Origin of the sequence: Mycobacterium riyadhense (assembly GCF_963853645.1) — a bacterium.
GTDB lineage: Bacteria > Actinomycetota > Actinomycetes > Mycobacteriales > Mycobacteriaceae > Mycobacterium > Mycobacterium riyadhense.
In genome coordinates, this window is sequence record NZ_OY970456.1 from 389,628 (window position 1) to 410,496 (window position 20,869).

The following is a 20,869-nucleotide window of genomic DNA, read 5'->3' on the forward strand; positions in this document are numbered from 1 at the left end:
CGCGGTCGTGCGTTACTCGAGAACTCGATACCTGACCTCGTCGAGCCCGGCTGCCAAACGTATATCCGGTGCGCGCGACATCGCCAGCGCGGGACGGGAGTATTGCCCGAAAGGGAAGATGTCATTCCCTTTCGGTTGTCGATGCCGCCGCGATATTCCGGGTGATTCGCGCCGTGACCGAGAATCGACGCAGCGGACTTTCGTTACCGACGCCACTGGCATATACCGTGTGATCCGCGCAGCAAACAAGAAGGGATACGCCGGATGCGGAGGACGTGGTGGTGCCGGTTGTCCGGATATGTCCTCCGGCATCGAGGTGATTTGCTGCTGGGACTCGGAGCGGCGCTGGCCGGCACAGTTATCGCCGTCCTGGTTCCGCTGGTAGTCAAGCGCGTCGTAGACGATGCGGTCGCGGCGGACCACCGGTCCCTGGCACCGTGGGCCGCGGTCCTGCTCACCGCCGCCGGTGCGGTCTACTTGCTGACATTCGTGCGCCGGTACTACGGCGGTCGCATCGCCCACCTGGTACAGCACGACCTACGCATGGATGCTTTTCGGTCCCTGATGAGGTGGGACGGCCGCCAGCTTGACCGGTGGAGCAGCGGTCAGCTCATCGTCCGCACCACCAATGACCTGCAGCTGGTGCAGGGGCTGCTGTTCGACCTGCCGAATGTGATCCGGCATGTGCTCACGCTGGTGCTCTGTGTCGCGGTCATGATCTGGTTGTCCCCGTTGCTGGCTTTGCCCGTGGTGCTGCTGGTACCGGTGATAGCCCTGATCGCGCACCGCAGCCGCCGCTTGCTGACGGTGGCCGCCGAACGTGCTCAGGAGCGCTATGCCACGGTCACCGGGGTTGTCGATGCGGCTGTCTCCGGCATCCAGGTCGTCAAGGCTTTCGGGCAGGAGGAGCAGGAGACGGGCAAGCTCGCAACGGCCGGCCGCGCGCTGTATGCGGCGCGGCTGCGGGTTTCCAGGCTCAACGCGCACTTCGGTCCGCTGCTGCAAAGCCTGCCCGCGCTGGGCCAGATGGCGGTCTTCGCGCTCGGGGGATGGATGGCGGCGCAGGGCAGCATCACGGTGGGTACCTTCGTCGCCTTCTGGTCCTGCCTGGCCCTAGTGGCACGGCCGGCATGCGATCTGGCAGGGATGCTGACCGTTGCGCAGCAGGCGCGAGCCGGGGCGGTACGGGTATTCGAAGTTATCGACAGCCGGCCAACACTGGTCGATGGTGCCAGGTGCTTGACCTCGGAGTCGCCGGCTTCGCTCGAGTTTGCGCACGCATCGTTCGGATATGTCGCCGACCGCCCGATCCTGCGTGACATAAGCCTGTCAGTCCGGCCCGGCGAAACCCTCGCCGTGGTCGGCGCACCGGGCAGCGGCAAATCGACGCTGGCGTTGCTGGCGATGCGTTGCTACGACGTCACCGCCGGCGCGGTGCGGATCGGTGGCCAGGATGTGCGCGACCTGACGCTCGGCTCGCTGCGGTCAGCGGTAGGTCTGGTACCCGAGGAGGCCGTCCTGTTCTCGGGCACGATCGGTGCGAACATCGCGTACGGCCGGCCGGATGCGACGGCGGACCAGATCGCCGAGGCGGCCCGGGCGGCACACGTCGATGAGTTCGTTGACACTTTGCCCGACGGCTATGCGACGGCCGTCGGCGCGCGCGGGCTGACGCTGTCCGGCGGGCAACGTCAGCGCATCGCACTGGCCCGGGCGCTGCTCGACCGGCCGCGGTTGCTGATTCTGGACGACCCGACGTCTGCTGTGGACGCCGTCATTGAATCTGGAATTCATGATGTGCTGCGCGAAGTCATCGCGGATCGTACCGCGATCATCCTCACCCGCCGGCGATCCATGCTCACATTGGCCGACCGGGTCGCGGTGCTGGATTCCGGGCGGCTTCTCGACATCGGCACCCCTGACGAGTTGTGGAAACGCTGTCCTCGATACCGCGAATTGCTGTCGCCCGCAACGGATCTCACCGGTGATCTGCTCGCCGAGGACCGCGCCCCGGCACCGGGAGCGACAACACCACCGGTGCCACCGGCCACCCACGACGCGAACAGACGCCCGGCCGAACCCCGCGACAACACTCCCGTGTTACGCCGCCTACTGCGCGACTTCCGGGGTCCGCTTGCGCTGAGCCTGCTCCTAGTAGCAGTCGAGAGCTGCGCAGGTTTGCTACCGCCCCTGCTCATCCGCCACGGTATCGACGTCGGGGTTCACCAGCACCTGCTTTCGGCGCTGTGGTGCGCGGCGCTCGTGGGCACGGGCGCCGTAGTCGTCCGGTTCGTGGCGCAGTGGGGGGGTGCCATGGTCGCCGGAGCCGCCGGTGAAAAGGTGCTGTTTCGATTGCGGTCCAGCGTGTTCTCCCATGCACAGCGACTTGGCCTGGACGCGTTTGAAGACGACGGGGATGCCCACATCGTGACCGCAGTTACCGCCGACGTCGAGGCCATCGTGGCGTTCTTGCGGACGGGCCTGGTCATCGCGGTGGTCAGTGCGGTGACTTTGGTGGGCATCCTGGTGACACTGTTGGCCATTCACGCCCGGCTGGTGCTGCTCATCATTGCCACCGTGCCGCTGCTGGCACTTGCGACTTGGCAATTCCAGCGCGCGTCGAACTGGATCTACCGGCAGGCACGCCAACGGCTGGGGACGATGACCGCTACCCTGCGCGAGTACGCGGCGGGGCTGCGGATCGCGCAGGCATTCCGCGCCGAATACGTAGGAGTGCAAAGCTATTTCGCGCACAGCGACGACTATCGCCGGACGCGGGTGCGCGGACAGCGGCTACTGGCTTTGTACTTTCCGTTCGTGGCGTTCCTGTGCAGCCTGGCGACGACCCTGGTGCTGCTCGACGGCGGACGCGAGGTCCAGGCGGGCGTGATATCGGTCGGTGCATTGGTGACCTACCTGCTGTACGTCGAACTGCTGTTCACGCCGATAGATCAGCTTTCGCAAATGTTCGACGGGTATCAGCAGGCGGCAGTGGCGGCCGCGCGGATCCGGTCCTTGCTGAGCACGCCGCCGCCGTCGTCACCGGTGTCGCGGCCGGTGGGCAGGCTGCACGGCGAGGTGGTGTTCGACGCCGTCGACTTCCGCTACCGCACCCGGGAAGCGCCGGCGTTGGCCGGTGTCGACCTGCGAATTCCTGCCGGTCAAACGGTTGTGTTCGTCGGCTCTACGGGGTCCGGCAAATCCACCCTGCTCAAGTTGGTGGCGCGGTTCTACGATCCGACCGCCGGGACAGTGCGGGTCGACGGACGCGACCTGAGGGAATTCGCTATCGACGGCTATCGCGGCCGCCTCGGGATCGTGCCACAGGAACTGTACCTATTCCCCGGGACGGTCCGCGATGCCATCGCATACGGACGGCCCGATGCCACCGATGCGCAGGTGGAGCGTGCGGCCCGAGAGGTCGGTGCTCATCCGATGATCACCGCACTCGACGGTGGGTACGCGCATTGGGTCGCTGCGGGCGGGCGCAATCTCTCTGCCGGCCAGCTGCAGTTGCTCGCATTGGCCAGGGCGCGTCTGGTCGATCCCGACATCCTGCTGCTGGACGAGGCCACCGTCGCCTTGGATCCCGCGACCGAGGCCGTGGTGCACAGGGCGATTCTCGGGCTGGCGGCCGGCAGGACGACATTGATTGTGGCCCACCAGCTCGCAATTGCCGAATACGCCGATCGCGTTGTGGTGCTCGAGCACGGCAGCGTTGTCGAGGACGGTACCCACAACGAACTTCTCGCTGGTGGGGGACACTATGCGCGGCTATGGGAAGCCCACACTCTAGTGGGCCGGCCACCACAATCCGAGGACAGGCGGTTGGCGAACAACTTGGTCACGGCCACCACGCCCTAAAGACGCAGTGCCGACGGGACCGTGCCGCCAATCGGGGGACGCAGCTGTCCGGCGTTCGGGGGACGTGTGATTCATCCCGGTGGCCCCCGGTCGGCCGACAGACATCGCCGGTTCGCCGCGGCAGGCTCGTGGTTTGGATCGGGCCGCAGCGCAAATCCAGTGATCAGCCGTGCGACGGAGGCAGTGGACGTGAACGCTTGGAACGACGGTCACACCGTCGGGAACCAGATGTTCTCGAACCATTCCATCGAGCTGCTGGTGCCCGGGCGCCGCACTACGGTGGAAACAGAGTTGGCGCAGCTGGCGCGGTGCCGGGGGGCGATGCCCGTCGCGGAGTTCGCGTTGCATCCGGACCGGATGCGAATGGCACCCAGGACGGTCACGTCGGTCGCACTATTGGCGAGCGACCCACTGACCGAAGAGGGCGCTTTGGCCCGATTCTCGAATTACCGAGAGCTCGACGTGCGCGGTTGGTCGGCCGGACGCGAGGTCGCCGTGCTACTGGTGCTGGCCACCACGATCACCGCAGCGCTGTTGTCCAAGATCGAAGACGTCCAGCGGGATGCTTCAGGCAATCCGCCGAAACTGGTCGTCGTCGCTGACGAATTCTCCGCCGAACAGGTCTTCCGGATGATCGACCTGGAGCTGACGGGGTTGTTGTATCGCGGGCAGAGCACGTTCGACAGCATCGTCGAGACAATCCTGTTGTCCGCGGAAGGCCGCCTCCGGCTTCCAGAACGTGTTCAGCGTCATCTGGTCGGCCGCGTCAGATCGATTGGGGTGGCCCAACCCGGCGCGGGGGATACCGCCTGCCTCGCCGAGCGTGCGGTCGAGGTCTTGCGGCTGCTTTCTGACGGCCTGAGCACGTGCGAAGTGGCGACGAGACTCAATTACTCCGAGCGCACGATCAAGAACATCGTTCACGACGTCGTGACGCGGCTGAAGCTGCGCAACCGCACGCACGCTATCGCCTATGCGGTGCGCGCCGGCATCATCTAAGTTCCAGTCCGCACCGCCACCCGCCACCCGCCGGCCGTTCGGTCGCATCTTCTCGCGCAGCGCCGAGATTATGTATAGCATCATACATATGCCGAGCCCACGTGAACGGATGGTGGTCTCTGCTGCGCTGTTGATCAGGGAGCGGGGTGCCCACGCCACCGCTATCTCGGACGTCCTGCAGCACAGCGGGGCGCCGCGTGGATCGGCCTACCACTATTTCCCGGGCGGGCGTACTCAGCTGCTCTGCGAGGCGGTCGACTACGCCGGCGAGCATGTCGCCGCGATCATCAACGACGCCCAGCGGGGGGTCGAGCTGTTGGACACGTTGGTCGACAAGTATCGCCGGCAATTGCTCGCCAGTGACTTCCGCGCGGGCTGCCCTATCGCCGCGGTCTCGGTGGAAGCGGGGGAGGCGGCCGATCGGGAGCGGATGGCTCCGGTGATCGAGCGCGCGGCGGCGGTGTTCGACCGTTGGTGCGATCTGATCGAGCAGCGCTTCATTGCCGACGGCATGGCGTCGGAGCGTGCCAAAGAACTGGCCGCGTTGGTCACCTCGGCGCTTGAGGGCGCGCTGCTGCTGGCCCGCGTGCGGCGCGACCTGACGCCGCTTGATCTCGTTCATCGCCAGCTGCACGACCTGCTGCTGGCCGAGCCGTCGGAAGGAACCCGCGATGACCACCACTGATTGGCAGCACACGGCCTGCATCCTGTGCGAATGCAATTGCGGCATCGTCGTGCAAGTCGAGGACCGGCGACTGGCGCGCATCCGTGGCGACAAGGAGCATCCGGGGTCGCGGGGTTACACCTGCAATAAGGCGTTGCGCCTGGACCACTACCAGAACAACCGTGCTCGCCTGACCTCGCCAATGCGCCGCCGTCCCGATGGAAGCTATGAGGAGATCGACTGGGACACCGCGATTGTCGAGATTGCCGAGGGATTCAAGCGCATTCGCGACGTCTACGGTGGCGACAAGATCTTCTACTACGGTGGCGGCGGGCAGGGCAACCATCTTGGCGGGGCTTACAGCGGCGCCTTCCTAAAGGCGCTTGGTTCACGCTACCGCTCAAATGCGTTGGCGCAGGAGAAAACTGGTGAAGCGTGGGTCGATGGTCAGCTGTACGGCGGTCACACCCGGGGCGAATTCGAGCACGCGGAAGTGTCGGTGTTCGTCGGAAAGAATCCGTGGATGTCGCAGAGCTTCCCGCGGGCTCGGGTGGTGCTCAATGACATCGCCAAAGACCCGGCCCGGTCGATGATCGTGATCGATCCCGTCGTCACCGACACCGCGAAGATGGCCGACTTCCACCTTCGGGTGCGACCCGGCACCGACGCCTGGTGCCTGGCGGCGCTAGCCGCCGTCCTGGTTCAGGAAAACCTATGCGACGAAGCATTTCTTGCCGACCACGTGCACGGGGCCGACACCGTGCGCGCTGTCTTGCGTGAGGTCCCGATAGCTGGATTCGCCGAACGTTGCGGGGTTGACGGGGAGCTGTTGCGGGCCGCCGCACGCCGCATCGGCACTGCCGCCAGCGTTGCGGTGTTCGAGGACCTCGGCATCCAGCAGGGACCCAACAGCACGCTGTGCTCGTATCTCAACAAGCTGTTGTGGATCCTCACCGGAAACTTTGCGAAAAGGGGTGGCCAGCACCTGCATTCGTCCTTCGCCCCGCTGTTCAGCAAGGTTTCGGGCCGCACCCCCGTCACCGGCGCGCCCATTATCGCCGGGCTGATTCCCGCCAATGCCGTTCCCGAAGAAATCCTGACCGACCATCCCGACAGGTTCCGCGCGATGATCGTCGAAAGCGGCAATCCGGCGCACTCGCTGGCGGATTCGACCGCGTGCCGCAAGGCGTTCCAGGCGCTGGAACTGATGGTGGTCATCGACGTCGCGATGACCGAGACCGCCAGGCTCGCGCACTATGTGCTACCTGCCGCCTCCCAGTTCGAGAAGCCGGAAGCCACGTTCTTCAATTTCGAGTTCCCGCACAACGGCTTTCAGCTGCGGCGGCCGCTGCTCGAACCATTGCCGGGCACGCTGCCCGAACCGGAAATCTGGGCTCGGTTGGTTCGGGCACTTGGCGTTGTGGACGACGCGGACCTGCGGCCGCTGCGCGAAGCGGCCCAGCGCGGACGTCAGGCCTACACCGAGGCGTTCCTGACCGCGGTGGCAACCAATCCGACTGTGGCGAAACTGCTTCCGTATGTGCTCTACGAAACACTGGGGCCGACGCTGCCGGACGGGCTGGCCGGAGCCGCCGCGCTGTGGGGGCTCGCCCAGAAGGTGGCGATGACCTATCCCGAGGCGGTCCGTCGCGCCGGTCACGCGGACGGTAACGCGCTGTTCGACGCGATTCTCGACAGCCCCTCGGGGGTCACTTTCACCGTGCACGACTACGCGGACGACTTCGCGCTGATCGGCCACGACGACCACCAGATCGCGCTGGAAATCCCCGAAATGCTGGACGAGATAAGGGCTTTGGCCCAGACGCCGGCGCAGCTGACCACGCCGGATATGCCGATGGTGCTTTCGGTGGGGGAACGCCGCGCCTACACCGCCAACGACATCTTCCGCGACCCAACCTGGCGCAAACGTGACGCTGACGGGGCGTTACGTGTCAGCGTCGACGACGCGCAAGCGCTTGGGCTTGTCGACGGAGGCCGGGTCCGGATCACCACCGCGGCCGGCAGTGCGGAGGCAACCGTCGAGATTAGCGAGGCGATGCAACCTGGACATGCCGCCCTGCCCAATGGCTTTGGGCTCGACTACGTCGACGGCGATGGACGCACCGTCGTTCCGGGCGTCGCACCCAACGCGCTCACCTCTACCGAGTGGCGCGACCCCTATGCCGGCACGCCCTGGCACAAGCACGTGCCGGCGCGCATCGAAGCATGCTGAGCAGACGCAAAAGCTCCCGTTTCAGGCCAAGATTGGGGGCTTTTGCGTCTGCTCGCGCTGCGGGAGGTGCCCCAGCTCGCGCTCAATTCCAGATGCGGACGCGGCGTTGGGGCTCGAGGAATAGCGCATCACCGTCGGCGACGTCGAAGGCATCGTAAAACGCGTCGACGTTGCGAATGACGCCGTTGCAGCGGAACTCCGGCGGGGAGTGCGGATCCACGGCGAGCCGCCGGATCGCCTCGGCGTCACGCGTTTTGGCCCGCCACACCTGTGCCCAGCCGAAGAACACGCGCTGCACGCCGGTGAGGCCGTCGATCACCGGGGCCGGCGCACCGCTGAGCGACAGTTGATAGGCCAGCAGCGCGATGGATAGCCCACCCAGGTCGCCGATGTTTTCGCCGACGGTGAACGCGCCGTTCACGTGGTGGCTCTTGTCGAGCGCCCGGGGCGTGTACGCCTCGTACTGTTCGATCAGCGCCTTGGTGCGGGCGGCGAACTCGGTGCGGTCGTCGTCGGTCCACCAGTCGACCAGGTTGCCGTCGCCGTCATACTTGGCGCCCTGGTCGTCGAAGCCGTGCCCGATCTCGTGTCCGATCACCGCACCGATCCCGCCGTAGTTGGCGGCGTCGTCGGCCTCGGCGTCGAAGAATGGAGGCTGCAAAATCGCCGCGGGAAAGACGATTTCGTTCATCCCCGGGTTGTAGTAGGCGTTGACGGTCTGTGGGGTCATGAACCACTCGTCCCGGTCCACCGGGCCGCCGAGCTTGCCGAGCTCGCGGTCGTGGTTCACCGCGTAGCCGCGCTGGTAGTTGCCGTAGAGGTCGTCGCGGTCGATCACGAGCTTCGAGTAGTCGCGCCACTTGGCTGGATAGCCAACCTTCGCGGTGAATTTGGCCAGCTTGGCCAGCGCACGTTCCCGGGTCTGCGGCGTCATCCAGTCCAGTTCGCTGATGCTGATCCGGTACGCCTCTTGCAGGTTGTCTACCAGGGCGTCGATGCGGGCCTTGGCCCCCGGCGGGAAATGCCGTTGCACATAAAGCTTTCCAACGGCGTCGCCCATCAGGCTCTCCACCAGCGCCACCGCCCGCTTCCAGCGGTCACGGATCTGCTCGGCGCCGGTCAACCTGCGGCCATAGAACTCGAAATCCGCCGCCACAAGTTCACGGGTCAGCCAGGGGGCGCGGACGCGGATCAACCGCCAACGCGCCCAGCGCTTCCAGTCGTCGAGGTCTTCACCGGCCCACAGCTGGGCGAAGGCGGTGAGGTAATCAGGCTGGCGCACAATCAGTTCGGAGACATCCTCCAAGGTGCTGCCCAATGCCGTCACCCAACCGGCCCAGTCGAAGCCCGCCCCTTCGGTTTGCAACTCCACAAAGGTGCGCAGGTTGTAGGTGAGTTCGGCGTCGCGGCGCTTGACCACATCCCAGTGCGCCGCAGCGAGTTTGGACTCCAGCGCAACGATGCGGGCGGCGGTGTCGGCGTGCTCGGCCGAATCGCCCCCGTACACGAGGCTGAACATCCGGGCGATGTGCCCAGGGTAGGCGGCCAGTATGTCGGCGTGCTGCTCGTCGCGGAAGTAGGACTCGTCGGGCAACCCGATCCCGGACTGCGAGAAGTGCACCAGGTAGCGCGTCGAGTCCTTGGCGTCGGTGTCGACGTATAGTGCGACGCCGCCGCCCATTCCGGTGCGTTGCAGGGCGCCGATGGCAACCGCCAGTGCATCGCGATCGGCGGCTTCATCGATCGTGGCCAGTTCGTCGAGCAGTGGTTGCACGCCGGCACGCTCGACGGCTTCCTCGTCGAGGAAGCTGGCGTAGAGATCGCCGATGCGCTGTTCGTCGGTGCCTAGCTCGGAGCCCGAGGCCTCGCTGGCCCGGCTGGCTTCAGCGATCAGCTCTCGCACCTGCTCCTCGGCGCGGTCGAACAGGGCGCGGAACGCGCCGTCGGTGGCGCGATCTGCGGGTATCTGGTATTCGCTGAGCCAGCGGCCGTTGACATGACCGTAGAGGTCGTCTTGGGGCCGGGCGCCGGCGTCGACATGGCTCAGGTCGATGCCCGAGTGAATGGCCGCATACGTCACCCCGCCATCCTTCCATCTCTTTTCGGGTGCAACGATCGGGCCATGTCAGACGACCCAGAGCCCGATGACCCAGCGCCCGATGCCGTGGACGCCGATGCCGTGGAGCCCGAGACGTCGAATGCCGCGATGTTCTCGCCCTACGGCATCGCCTCGACGGTCCTCGGTGTGGTGTCGGTGGCCGCGGTCGTGCTCGGCGTGCTGATCTGGCACGGGCATCGCGACGACGCGGGTGAGCGCGCCTATCTGACCCGGGTCATCCGGACCGCCGCCGAATGGACCGATGTGCTGATCAACATGAACGCCGGCAACGTGGACGCGAGCCTGCAGCGACTGCACGACGGAACAGTCGGTCAGCTCAACACCGACTTCGACGCCGCCGTACAGCCCTACCGCCAGGTGGTGGAGAAGCTGCAGACACACAGCACCGGCCGGATCGAGGCGGTGGCGGTCGAAACGGTGCACCACGACCTGGATACCCAGCCAGGTGCCGCCCGGCCCGTGGTGATTACGAAGCTGCCGCCGTTCGCCACCCGGACAGACTCGGTGCTGGTCGTCGCGACGTCGGTTGCCGAAAATGCCGGCGCCAAGCCACAGACGGTGCACTGGAGCCTGCGACTCGACGTCTCCAACGTGGACGGCAAGCTGATGATCTCCAAGCTGGAATCAATCCGATGAGAAACGCATGGCGGCTGGTGGCCTTCGACATCATGGCGCCGCTGGCCGCGATCGCGGCGCTGCTGGCAATCGGCGTTGTGCTCGGCTGGCCGCTGTGGTGGGTTTCGACGTGTTCGGTATTGGTGCTGCTGATCGTCGAAGGGGTGGCCGTCAATTTCTGGCTGTTTCGCCGCGATGCGGTGACCGTCGGCACCGACGACGACGAGCCCGGGCTGCGCTTGGCCGTTGCCGTGCTGTGCGCGGCCGCCCTGTCGGCCGCCGTGCTGACCGGCTACCTGCATTGGACGACGCCGGATCAGGACTTCAAGCGGGATTCCCGAACGGTGGTACAGATCGCCACCGGGATGGCGGAGGCGGTGGCGTCGTTCTCCCCGACCGCCCCGGCGGCCTCCGTCGACAAGGCCGCGGCGATGATGGTGCCGGAACGGGCCGGCGCGTTCAAGGAGCAATACGCCAAGTCCAGCGCGGATCTGGCGCAGCGCAAAGTCACGGCACAGGCGGCCACGCTGTCGGCCGGCGTCGAGGCCCTCGGACCGGCCGCGGCCAGCGTCGCGGTGATTCTCCGAGTCACCCAGAACGTGCCCGGCCAGCCGACCAGTCAGGCGGCGCCCGCGGTGCGGGTGACGCTGACCAAGCGGGGCGATGACTGGCTGGTGCTGGATGTGGCACCGATCAGCGCGCGCTAGCCGATCAGCTCACGTCAATTGGACTCGGCCGTGCCCGAGTTCTTGACCCGTACGAACCGGTCGGAGAGCCGGCGCATCCGGATCATCAGCGAAGCCGACGGGCTGACGCTGCCGTCGAGGTAGGCGGCCAGGTCCTGCAGGGTCACGCCGATGCGGGAGGCGAACTCCTGCTGCTCGAGGCCCGAACGATCCAGGAGCAGCTTCACGTGGCGGGCCACCTCGGCTCGCTCGTTGGCCTCCAGGTGCGTGCGGGCGCGGTCCAGCACCTCCCACAGCGCTTTGGAGATGCCGTATCGTGCGCCGTCGAGGACTTCCTCGACTTGGCGGGCCGTCCGCCCGTAGGGGTCGCGTTTCAGGGCGGCGGCAATGCTTTTCCAGGTGGCGATGTCGCCGCCCTCCAGCGCCGAACGAATGGCGGCAGTGGACCAGAACTCCACCGGTTGGTCCGGGTCGTGGGGGCTCGGGTTCGCCTGGGGTCTTTGCAAGGACCCCTGTGACGGCGATGCGGGCGCAGGTTTCCGCTGGTCGGCTGCCAACGTCACCTCGCCTCCTCCAACATCGCCACGGCCACCGACAGGCAGCGCTGTCTGACCTCCTCCCAGTTTGCCCTGGCATCCGGTTCGATCTCGTCATCATCGAGGTCAGACGGATGTGGATCCGCCAGTCGTCGAACCAATTGGGTGGCCATCCATTGCCGCCTTGCAGACTGGCCGAGCGGTTGACAACAGTAATACCTATCCATTCCGCCCAGCACCACTGCGGCGGTCTCGGGTTCCATCGTGTCGACCATGTCAGCAAATTCGGCAAAGTCGCGGCGGCTGTTACGGCACATGATCAAGTAGCCCTTGAGACGCAGCGTTTCCGCGCCGGTCGGAATCCGGAGTCTGTCGCCTGTGGGCAATTGCACGTTGGTGGTCTCGACCGGGCTGCGGCGCTCATAGGTGGTTCGAGCCGTCGCAGTGGTCTCGAGCGCATCGAGGGCGACCGATAGCCGACCCCGCCAGACGGTGACCGGGTGAACCGGGCGCTCTGCCCACGACATCGCTCGGGCGATGCCGTTACGGTAGGCCAGGCCGACCTTGCTGACCGCTGAAGCGAGTGCGGCACCTTCTTGCAGAACCTGCTCCGGCTCGTCCCCGTTACGTCCACAACCGGTCAAGGCGAGCGGATCCGGCACGCAAATGGCATCGGGCGCAAGGTGTTTGAGCTTCGCCGCCGATTTGATCACCATGCGCAAGTCCGCACTGGGCGCCATCGCCGCGGTGATGTCCTCGGGGATGACCACGACGTCGCCGAGGTCGACCTCGGGCAGCGGCCTGTCGAAGTCGACGGACGGCAAGACCCGGGCCAACCATCCTGGCAGCCACCAATTCCACTTGGCGAACATCGCCATCAGCGCCGGCACCAATATCAGGCGCACGATGGTGGCGTCGACGGCGATCGCGACCGCACACGCCACCCCGATTTCGGCGACCAGCGGCATGCCGGCGAACGCGAACCCACAGAACACCGCGATCATGATCAGCGCGGCGCTGGTGATCGTGCGCGCGCTGGTGCTCACGCCGTAGGCAACCGCATCGCGGGTGTGGCCGGTTTGTAGGAAGCGTTCCCGGATCCGGGTGAGCAGGAAGATCTCGTAGTCCATCGACAACCCGAACGTCATCGCCAGCACCAGTGGGGGCACCGTGCTATCGATCGAACTCAGGTGCGGGAAACCGAGTCGTTCCGCCCAGCCCCACTGGAAGACCATCACTAGGCTGCCGTAGGCGGCCGCAACCGACAGCAGGGTCATTAGAACGCCCTTGAGCGCCAACAAAACCGAGTGGACCGAGATCAACAGCATGAGAAACGCGATCAGTGCAACGAAGATCAGCACCAGCGGTTCGGTTGCCGACACTCGGTCGTCGAAGTCCTTGATCAGCGCTGTCGACCCGCCGACGTCGACGCGTGCGGAACCGCCGTCGGCGACCTTGGGCAGCTGGGTTCGCATCCAGTCCACCGTCTGCCGGGCACCCATGTCCTCGGGATCGACCGATAACACCGCGCTGAGCAGGGCGCTGCGGTTGTTGTCGGCGAATTCGGGCGGCGCCACCGACGCGACGTTGGGCGCCTGCGTCATGCGCTCGCGGATCGCGGCAATCGTCTGGGCATGTTCGGGTGCGGAGGCTTGGATATCAGGACTGTGCGGAAATCGGACCAGCACCTGAACCGGCCCCAGGGCGCCGGGGCCGAGCGCCTGGGATGCTGCTGCCACTCCGGCGCGGATCTCGTGTGACGAGTCGAACTGGCGCAGCAAGCTATTGCCCAGCACCATCGATGTCGCCGGGAGGGCCATGACGATCAAGACGGCCGATGCCGCCAACGCCGACATCCATGGCCGGCGCATAACCCATCCGACCCAGCGCGTCCAGAACCGAGACACCGTGGCTTCTGGACGGCGCGACCAGTGCAGCAACGCTGACCTTTTGGCCGCTGCCCTGCCGAACGTCGCCAGCACCGCCGGCGTCAGGGTGGCCGACGTCAGCATCGCGACAGCGACCGCCAGAATCGCTCCGGTGGCCATCGACTTCAGTGCCGGGGTGTTGATCAGGTAGATGCCGGTAAGGGAGGCGATGACGGTCAGGCCAGACAATACGACCGCGAGCCCCGACGTCGCCATCGCGGCGTCCACGGCATCGGCAGGCTGACGGCCGGAACGCAGCTCCTCACGAAAGCGCATCAAGATGAACAGCGAATAGTCGACGGCGAGCGCGATGCCGAACATGGACACCGTCGACGTCACGAACACCGACATGGTGGTGTGCATCGACAACAGGAAGACCAAGCCCATCGTGACGACGACCGTGCACACCCCGAGGGCAAGCGGGATCGCCGCGGCCGCCAGCGAACCGAACACCGCGAGCAAGACGATCAGGATGATCGGCAGGTTCCAGCGTTCGGCGGCGGCGATGTCGTGTTTGGTGTTTGCCGCCGCCGCGGCGGAGAGCGCGCCCTGCCCGATCACATAGAGCCGCACGTGGCCATTCGCGGTCTGTCCCGACTGATCGCCATGGACGCCGACTCGTTGGCGGAGCTTCTTGGCGACGTCGCTGGTGCCGGCATTGCGCGCATCCAGCCGCAGCGACACCACATAAGGCCGGTCGGGTCGCGGCGGCCGTTGGGTGGGGTTGGGCACCTCCGATACGCCGGGGAACTCGCTGGCGATCTGTCGCAGCTGGGCGACCGCGTCGTTGATGTCTTCGTAACTGGCGTCGGCGCGGGGCGCGGCCACCAGCGCCAACGAGGAGGCTCCCAGGTCGGGGTAGGCAGCGATGAGTTGGTCGTGGACAAAAATTGACTGCGACCCGGCTACCTCGAAACCGCCGCCGGTGAGATTGCCAGACTGCGCCCACGCCAAGTAGACCGCCGGCGCCAGCGCGAGCAACCAGCCGGCGAAGACGAACCAGCGGAACCTGCGCAGGTTGCGGCTCAGGCGCATCATGAACTGCTGGATGTCGGTCTCCCGTATGTCTCGCGCAACGCGTGACCGCGAGCCTACCGCAGAGCACTGTGGATTATGTCGGCTTCTCGGTTGCTGAGCTGCAACGATTCTGCCGCGTCCAAGCCCCGGACAGCCCCTATGGCAGGATGACCGATGGCCGTGTGGGGCCTTGTCTTTGGGGTCGGGGGGCCGCTATCGATGATCGTCGCACCAAGGAGCTATTCATGAAGCCGACCACTACAACGGTGCGCCTCGGGCTGTTGGCAGCGCTGATCGCCGCCGCGTTGCCGGGCGCGGGGATCGCCGTGCCGTCGGCCCGAAGCGCGTCGGATCCATGTGCTGCCAGCGAAGTGGCCAGGACGATCGGTTCGGTCGCCAAGCAGACGGGTGACTATCTGGATGCACATCCCGAGACCAACCAGGCGATGACCGCGGCATTGCAGCAGCCGGCGGGGCACGGATCGCTGGGATCGCTGGGATCGCTGAAAGGCTATTTCGAGGCCAATCCCAAGGCCGCCGGCGATCTGCAGTCGCTTTCGCAACCGTTGATCCATTTGTCGACGCAGTGCAAGCTGCCGGTCACGCTTCCGCAGGCGCTCGGCCTCGCGCAGGCGGCCCAAGGTCCGGGTGGCCTGCCGGGTCTGCCCGGCGGGCTTCCGGCCGGGCCGCTGCCGGGGCCGACGACGACGCGGTCAAATCACGCCGACTAAGCGCGGTCGTCGGCGTCGCGATCTCGGTCCGGCGGTAGCGGACCTTGCAGAGCGGTTTCGGCCGGGTCTTCGAAGGGCTGGAAGGGGTTGCGGTGGCTTTGGATGGGCAGCCGCAGGTCCGGGTCGGTTGGCGGGTCGTCGCCGGTGTCTGAGTCGGCGGTTTTCTCGGTGCGGAACATGAAGAAAAACACGACCCAGCCGATCGCGGCGATAAATAGCCAGCTGATCAGCCGATAGATCAGCATCGCCGAGATAGCGTTCGGCAAGGCCATGCCGCTGGATACCAGGCCAGGCACCAGCACTGCCTCGACCACCAGTAGACCGCCCGGCATCAGCGGGATGGTGCCGACCGCGCGGGCCGCCGCGTAGGCCACCGTCAATCCGGCGAGTGAGGCGTGGTCGCCCGCGGCATAGGCGGCGCAGGCGAGGCAGGCTACGTCGGCGATCCAGTTGAACAGTGACCAACTGAACGCCACCCCCATGTCGCGCCGGCTCAGGCTGACCGACTCGAGTTGCATGAGTATCTGCCGCCACTTGTCCAACCCGGTGTCGATTGGCCTGCCGCGGATCGAGTTGACCCACGACAACACCCGGCTGCCGATTCCTTCGATCAGCTCCGGCCGCGAAGCCACCGCCTGGGCCAGCAGCAACAATGCGACGAAGCCACCGAGGGTGAACAGCAGCGAGAACGGGTTGTTCCTGGCGCCCAGGAAGAAAGCGCCGCCCAGCCCCAGCAGTGCCAACCCCACGGCCTGCAGCAGCCCCGACATCACCAGTTGCCACGACGCCACGACCGACGAGGCACCCCAGATGCGTTGCTGGCGGAGCAGGAACGTCGCCGACAGCACCGGCCCGCCGGGCAGCGTGGTGCTCAGCGAGTTGGCGGCATAGAAGGCGGCTTCCGACCGCAACTGTTTGACGTGCACACCGGCCGATCGCAACAGCGTGCGCTGGATCTGGGCGAAGCTGTGCATCGACGCCGCCGCCGCCAGCATCGCGGCAACCAGCCACCACCAGTTGGCCTGGTACACGCTCATCCAGGCCTTGGCAAGCTGATCCCACACCAGTGCCACCTCGACGCCGAGGACGATCGCGACGATGGACAGCACCACCCATCGCAACCACCAGTATTTGCCGCGCGTAGCCTCCGGGCGCTGGGCGAGGAGCTTGCGGGCGGGCGCGTCGTGCGACACCTGATTAGGGTAACGGTGCAGGTGGCGCCGCAATCGCCGCACGTCGCCGACTGTGTCGGGCTCGTAACCGGATCGTGCCAGCTATGACGTGACCTCCGATGGCGTCTGATCGACACGGTCCCCAGATACGCTTGCCGGATGTCGGCAAGCCTCGACGATGTGTCGGTAACACCCCTGGTTCGCAAGACGGCGGCCTGGTCGTGGCGTTTGTTGGTCATCCTGGCCGCCGCGGTCGCGCTTTTGTGGGTCGTCAAGAAGCTTGAAATCATTGTCGTTCCGGTGTTGCTGGCAATGATGGTGAGTGCGTTGCTGGTGCCGGTGGTGGACTGGCTGGACAAGCGTGGGCTGCCGCGCGGTGCCGCGGTGTCACTGGTCATCTTGGGTGGTTTCGCGGTCCTGGGTGGCCTGCTGACGTTCGTCGTCACCCAGTTCATCGGTGGCTTGCCCGACCTGGTGAAGCAGGTCGAGCACAGCATCGACTCCAGCCGCAGATGGCTGATCGAGGGACCGACGCATCTGCGCGGCGAGCAGCTCGACAATGCGCATCACGCCGCGATCGAGGCGTTGCGCAACAATCAGGCGAAGCTGACCAGTGGCGCGCTGTCCACCGCGGCCACCATCACCGAATTGGTCACCGCGGCGGTATTGACGCTGTTCACGCTGATCTTCTTTTTGTACGGCGGCCGCAACATCTGGCGGTACGTCGCCAAGCTCGTCCCGGTCCACGTCCGGGACCGGGTCCTAGAGGCCGGGCGCGCCGGATACGGGTCGCTGATTGGATACGTGCGGGCCACGTTCCTGGTGGCGTTGACCGATGCGATCGGCGTCGGCACCGGGCTCGCGATCATGGGCATACCGCTGGCGCTACCGCTGTCCTCGATCGTGTTCCTCGGCGCCTTCATCCCGCTGATCGGTGCCCTAGTGTCTGGCCTGCTGGCGGTGGTGGTTGCATTGCTGGCGAAGGGGCTGGTCTACGCGCTGCTCACCCTTGGTTTGCTCATCGCGGTGAACCAACTCGAAGCCCATTTGCTGCAGCCGCTGGTGATGGGTCGCGCGGTCTCGATTCACCCGCTGGCGGTGGTGCTGGCCATCTCGACCGGCGGCGTGCTTGCCGGCATCGTCGGTGCCTTGCTGGCGGTCCCGACGGTTGCGTTCTTGAACAACGCCATGCAGGTGTTGCTAGCCGAGGATGCGGAAGACGAGGCCGAGGAACAAAGTGACGAGGAAAAGGCCATCGTGACGGCGGAACGGGATAAGCCCGACGAGGGCTAAGTGCTTTGACTGTGAATCCTGGGTTCTGAGGGTGAAACGTGGGCGGCGAAATTGCGGAAACTCGACCGTGAGCTCACGCTCGAAGCCGCCAGTTCACACTCGCGGCTAGATACGGCCCTCGCGGCGCAGCAGATCCTGCGCGCTGACCCCGCCGCCGCCGGCGCGACGGCGCCGCGTCTGATCGGTGCCGTTGTCGGTGCCATTGTCGTTCTGCCCGCGGGCATTCAGCTTCTCAGTGGCCGCCTCGGAGTCAGTTCCTCCCGATCGCTGGATCGGGAGCGCGGCGGTCTTGTCGGCCGGGTCGCCCTGGGCTTTGTCGGACCGGTTTCCGGGAATCGGCATGGCCCGGGTCTGGCCGGCGGACGGGGGCGACGGCGCCGTCGGCGGCGCCGGCGGCGATGTCGGCGCCGCCGGTGGCCGTTCTCGGTTGGGCCCGGGCTGCGTGCCCTGCTTGCCGGGTGCGGTCAGGCGGGTCGTCGGGGGCTCCGTGGCGGCCGCTTGACTCGAACGGGTTTGTATCTGCGTGGTTTTCGCGCCCGACGGCCCGTTCGGGCTGGGCTTGCTTTCCGGCAGGGCTGCCGGGACCGAGCGTGTCAGCCGCGGCGCCTCGGTCGCGGCAGGGTGAGTGGGGTCGTGCGGTGCGCGCGGGCCCCCAGCGGCACTTGCGGCGACCAACCCGGCCGTGACCGGAGGCCGCGCGGTTCGCCCGTTGCCGGCGGGACGTTTGCGCTCGTCGGGCAGGTGAATCTCACCCAGCCCGATGCGGGTCTGCACCCGTCGCATCCAGCGCGGAGCCCACCAGCAGTCGTCGCCGAGCAGCTTCATCACCGACGGCACCAGGAACATCCGCACCACGGTCGCGTCGAGCAGCAGCGCCGCCATCAAACCGAAGGCAAGGTACTTCATCATCACCAGATCGGAGAACACGAACGAACCGGCGACCACGGCTAGGACCAGCGCCGCCGCGGTGATCAAGCGACCGGTGGTCGCGGTGCCGATACGGATCGCCTCCTGGGTCGACATGCCATGTTCTCGCGCCTCGACCATGCGCGAGACCAGGAAGACCTCGTAGTCTGTGGCCAACCCGTACCCGACGGCGACAACCAGCGCGATTACCGGCGCGGTCAACGGCGTGGCCGTGAAATTCAGCCACTTCGAGAAGTGTCCGTCGACAAATATCCACGTCAGAATGCCCATGGTGGATCCAAGGGTCAACGCGCTCATCACCGCTGCCTTGATCGGCAGCACCACCGAACCGAAGGCCAGGAACATCAACAGCGTGGTGGCGGTGAGCAGGATGACCAACATCGCCGGCATGTTGTCGAACAGGCTATGGATGGAATCCTGTTCCAGTGCGGGGGTGCCGCCGACGAACACCTCGAGCCCCTTGGGGGCTGAGATCGCGCGTAGCTCTTCGAGTTTCTTCGACGCTTCACCCGGATTCTTCAACCCGTTCTGCAGGACCCGCACCGACGGATCCTTCGATGCACCGGGCGCGTAGCTGCGCTCCTGCCACATGTTGTCTGGGTTGTTGTCCGGTTCGATGAACCCGCTAATCGCCATCGCTTTGCTGCGGATGTCGGCGATCTGTTGATCGGTGACAGGCTGGTGGTTGGTGGTTTGGATCACCAGCGTCAGCGGATTGGTGCGGTAGCCGGGGAAGAGCTGGTCGAAGTGCTCCTGCGACAGCCGAACCGCGTTGTCGGGTGGCAGATATTTCTCGCTCATGCCGCCGAGTGACAGGTTGAACAACGGGATGACCAGCAGGATCATGCCGAAGACGATCGGGATGGCGAACACTAGCGGCCGCCGCATCACCCAGTTGACGAGCTTGCCCCAGAAGCCGGCCTCGACCTCTTCGCGGGTCTTGGTCTTCTGCAGCCGGTCGGCGAGCCAGTTCAGGTAGGCCCGCGAGACCTTCCAGTTCCGCAGGAACGGCACCCGGAACAGGGTCCGCACTCCGAGCGCGTCGACGTGGCGGCCGAGGACGCCCAGGCAGGCCGGAAGCAGGGTGATGGACAGCAGGGCGGCCAACCCGACCGCTGCGAGCAGCGCGTAGGTCAGCGACTTGACGAAGCCCTGCGGCAACATGAGCAGACTCGCCCCGGAGGCCATGATCAGCACCGCGGAGAACGCGACCGTCCGCCCGGCGGTCATGACGGTACGTCGCACGGCGGCCTCGGTGTCGTAGCCTTCGGCGATCTCTTCCCGGAATCGGCTCACCACGAAAAGTCCGTAGTCCACCGCAATGCCCAAACCGATCAGCGAGACGACGGGCTGGGCGAAAAAGTGCACCGGCCCGAAGACCGCGACCAACCGCAGGATGCCCAGGGCGCCGAGGATGCTCAGGCCGCCCACCATTACCGGCAGGCAGGCCGCGATCACCCCACCGAACACCAGGAACAGCACCACGGCCACCAACGGCAGCGCCAGCACCTCCATGCGTCGTTGGTCGGTGGCGATGGTGCCGGTCAATGCCTCGGCCACCGGATCCAGGCCGGCAAGCTGGACGGTGCCGCCGTCAAGCTTCTGCAGAGCGGGCTGGATGGCCTTGTAGTTATTCAGGATGGTGTCGTCGTCGTCGCCTTTGAGCGGGATGGACACGAAGGTGTACTTCTTGTCGTCGGTGGCCATGCCTTTGACGACCGCGTTGGTGGTGTCGGGCGCTCGCAGATACCCGGCCCATCCGAGCACTTCGTTGGAATGGTCCCGCTGGAATTGGTTGAGCTCGTCGGTGATCTTCTTCGACCACGCCGGGTCATTGACGGTCTTGCCGTCCGGGGCTTTGAAAATCGCGACGATGTGACCGCTTCGGTCGCGGCCGTAGACCTTGTCGCCGAGCACCGACGCCTTTACCGATTGACTGCCTTCGTCATAAAAGCCGCTTTGTGTGACGTGCTTACCCAGGCTCAGCCCAAAAATGCCGCCACCAAGGCACAGAGCGACCATGACCCCGATTACGATGAACCGGTAGCGGTACACAGTTCGACCCCACCAGGCGAACACGTAAGC

Annotated in this window: 13 protein-coding genes; 8 read left to right on the top strand and 5 right to left on the bottom strand. The window is 66.0% G+C overall.

The annotated features are described in order from the left end of the window. Positions 1-264 precede the first annotated feature (264 nt). The 4 genes from AADZ78_RS01735 to AADZ78_RS01750 all read left to right on the top strand — a co-directional run bounded on the left by AADZ78_RS01735 (position 265) and on the right by AADZ78_RS01750 (position 7,760). A complete protein-coding gene (locus tag AADZ78_RS01735) occupies positions 265-3,864 on the top strand; it encodes an ABC transporter ATP-binding protein (RefSeq protein WP_085248940.1) in 3,600 nt (1,199 codons plus the stop codon). 363 nt (positions 3,865-4,227) lie between these two features. Then, positions 4,228-4,863 carry a response regulator transcription factor gene (locus AADZ78_RS01740; RefSeq protein WP_085248958.1) on the top strand — a complete coding sequence of 212 codons (636 nt, stop codon included), beginning with the start codon at positions 4,228-4,230 and terminating at the stop codon, positions 4,861-4,863. Positions 4,864-4,951: 88 nt separating this feature from the next. Beyond that, complete coding sequence (locus tag AADZ78_RS01745; protein WP_085248957.1) at positions 4,952-5,548, top strand: TetR/AcrR family transcriptional regulator; 597 nt, start codon at positions 4,952-4,954, stop codon at positions 5,546-5,548. Next, the gene (locus AADZ78_RS01750; RefSeq protein ID WP_085248939.1) at positions 5,535-7,760 is read left to right on the top strand and encodes a molybdopterin-dependent oxidoreductase; all 2,226 of its coding nucleotides are present in this window, start codon (positions 5,535-5,537) and stop codon (positions 7,758-7,760) included. Before AADZ78_RS01745 ends, AADZ78_RS01750 begins: the two co-directional genes overlap by 14 nt. Before the next feature lie 82 nt (positions 7,761-7,842). Here the strand turns inward: AADZ78_RS01750 and AADZ78_RS01755 are convergent, their stop codons facing one another. Beyond that, on the bottom strand, positions 7,843-9,840 hold the full coding sequence (locus AADZ78_RS01755; RefSeq protein WP_085248938.1) for a M13 family metallopeptidase: 1,998 nt from the start codon (positions 9,838-9,840) through the stop codon (positions 7,843-7,845). A gap of 42 nt (positions 9,841-9,882) precedes the next feature. Between AADZ78_RS01755 and AADZ78_RS01760 the strand changes: the two genes are divergently transcribed. Further along, positions 9,883-10,515 (top strand): hypothetical protein, encoded by a 633-nt coding sequence (locus AADZ78_RS01760; protein WP_085248937.1) that lies wholly within the window; start codon positions 9,883-9,885, stop codon positions 10,513-10,515. Further along, the gene (locus tag AADZ78_RS01765) at positions 10,512-11,201 is read left to right on the top strand and encodes a hypothetical protein (protein ID WP_085248936.1); all 690 of its coding nucleotides are present in this window, start codon (positions 10,512-10,514) and stop codon (positions 11,199-11,201) included. Before AADZ78_RS01760 ends, AADZ78_RS01765 begins: the two co-directional genes overlap by 4 nt. Before the next feature lie 14 nt (positions 11,202-11,215). Here AADZ78_RS01765 and AADZ78_RS01770 read toward each other — a convergent pair whose 3' ends face one another. Then, positions 11,216-11,743 carry a helix-turn-helix domain-containing protein gene (locus AADZ78_RS01770; RefSeq protein WP_085248935.1) on the bottom strand — a complete coding sequence of 176 codons (528 nt, stop codon included), beginning with the start codon at positions 11,741-11,743 and terminating at the stop codon, positions 11,216-11,218. Then, positions 11,740-14,682 (bottom strand): MMPL family transporter, encoded by a 2,943-nt coding sequence (locus AADZ78_RS01775; RefSeq protein WP_085248934.1) that lies wholly within the window; start codon positions 14,680-14,682, stop codon positions 11,740-11,742. Before AADZ78_RS01775 ends, AADZ78_RS01770 begins: the two co-directional genes overlap by 4 nt. A gap of 224 nt (positions 14,683-14,906) precedes the next feature. Here AADZ78_RS01775 and AADZ78_RS01780 point away from each other — a divergent pair, with 224 nt between their 5' ends. Continuing rightward, entirely contained in the window at positions 14,907-15,392 is a 486-nt protein-coding gene (locus AADZ78_RS01780; protein WP_085248933.1) for a hemophore, read from the top strand. Here AADZ78_RS01780 and AADZ78_RS01785 read toward each other — a convergent pair. Continuing rightward, on the bottom strand, positions 15,389-16,585 hold the full coding sequence (locus tag AADZ78_RS01785; RefSeq protein WP_085248932.1) for a lysylphosphatidylglycerol synthase transmembrane domain-containing protein: 1,197 nt from the start codon (positions 16,583-16,585) through the stop codon (positions 15,389-15,391). The genes AADZ78_RS01780 and AADZ78_RS01785 overlap by 4 nt on opposite strands. A 138-nt stretch (positions 16,586-16,723) precedes the next feature. On the opposite strand from AADZ78_RS01785, the gene AADZ78_RS01790 reads away from it, so the two are divergent. Then, positions 16,724-17,857, top strand: a complete 1,134-nt coding sequence (locus tag AADZ78_RS01790) for an AI-2E family transporter (RefSeq protein WP_085248931.1) — start codon at positions 16,724-16,726, stop codon at positions 17,855-17,857. Positions 17,858-17,962: 105 nt separating this feature from the next. Here the strand turns inward: AADZ78_RS01790 and AADZ78_RS01795 are convergent, their stop codons facing one another. Further along, complete coding sequence (locus AADZ78_RS01795; RefSeq protein ID WP_085248930.1) at positions 17,963-20,863, bottom strand: MMPL family transporter; 2,901 nt, start codon at positions 20,861-20,863, stop codon at positions 17,963-17,965. Positions 20,864-20,869 lie beyond the last annotated feature (6 nt).

What these genes read in the sequence shown, in the direction of transcription:
- AADZ78_RS01735 (WP_085248940.1), top strand. Translation starts at nt 265, where the DNA reads ATGCGGAGGACGTGGTGGTGCCGGTTGTCCGGATATGTCCTCCGGCAT.
- AADZ78_RS01740 (WP_085248958.1), top strand. Translation starts at nt 4,228, where the DNA reads ATGGCACCCAGGACGGTCACGTCGGTCGCACTATTGGCGAGCGACCCA.
- AADZ78_RS01745 (WP_085248957.1), top strand. Translation starts at nt 4,952, where the DNA reads ATGCCGAGCCCACGTGAACGGATGGTGGTCTCTGCTGCGCTGTTGATC.
- AADZ78_RS01750 (WP_085248939.1), top strand. Translation starts at nt 5,535, where the DNA reads ATGACCACCACTGATTGGCAGCACACGGCCTGCATCCTGTGCGAATGC.
- AADZ78_RS01760 (WP_085248937.1), top strand. Translation starts at nt 9,883, where the DNA reads ATGTCAGACGACCCAGAGCCCGATGACCCAGCGCCCGATGCCGTGGAC.
- AADZ78_RS01765 (WP_085248936.1), top strand. Translation starts at nt 10,512, where the DNA reads ATGAGAAACGCATGGCGGCTGGTGGCCTTCGACATCATGGCGCCGCTG.
- AADZ78_RS01775 (WP_085248934.1), bottom strand. Translation starts at nt 14,682, where the DNA reads ATGATGCGCCTGAGCCGCAACCTGCGCAGGTTCCGCTGGTTCGTCTTC.
- AADZ78_RS01780 (WP_085248933.1), top strand. Translation starts at nt 14,907, where the DNA reads ATGAAGCCGACCACTACAACGGTGCGCCTCGGGCTGTTGGCAGCGCTG.
- AADZ78_RS01790 (WP_085248931.1), top strand. Translation starts at nt 16,724, where the DNA reads ATGTCGGCAAGCCTCGACGATGTGTCGGTAACACCCCTGGTTCGCAAG.